This is a genomic window from Streptomyces sp. SID13726 (genome assembly GCF_010548375.1).
Taxonomy (GTDB): Bacteria; Actinomycetota; Actinomycetes; order Streptomycetales; family Streptomycetaceae; genus Streptomyces.
The window spans coordinates 1-433 of the sequence record NZ_JAAGLY010000487.1 but is presented as its reverse complement, the minus strand read 5'-3'; the positions used below and the strand labels follow the sequence as shown (position 1 = coordinate 433).

At 75.5% G+C, this 433-nt stretch carries 1 protein-coding gene; it reads right to left on the bottom strand.

Going from position 1 to position 433, the window contains the following annotated elements; genetic code table 11:
* Positions 1 to 416 (bottom strand): acyltransferase (locus tag G3I78_RS48725; RefSeq protein ID WP_164437075.1); only part of this gene is annotated, 416 nt, incomplete at its 3' end.
* Positions 417 to 433 lie beyond the last annotated feature (17 nt).

Here is a 433-nt window from a genome sequence, read left to right as displayed (position 1 = left end):
ACGGCGACGAGCGCGGAGCGCAGCACGACGGCCGAGGTGGGCACGAGGCGTTTGAACGTCCGCGCCCAGTAGGCCCCCAGCGCGAGGTGGCTGCCCGCCGCCATCCTGCGCGCGAAGGAGCCCGTCAGGAAGAAGGCGGAGAGCATGAGGAAGACGTCGACGCCGCCGGAGACGCGCCCGAGCCACACGTGATAGGCGACGACGAGGAGGATGGCGACCGCGCGCAGACCGTCGAGGTCGTCCCGGCGCCCGCGAGGCGGTCCGCCCCGCGGGCGCACGTGGCGAGGACCCGGTCTCGCACGCGCGTGCCCCACCCCCGCCCAGCCGGGGACGGTCGGACCCGGGGGACCGGCGTGGTCCCGGGTCTCGGCGAGCACCACGTCGACGTCCTGCTCCTGGGTCGGGGGTGACAGCACCCGTGACGGTGCGTCGG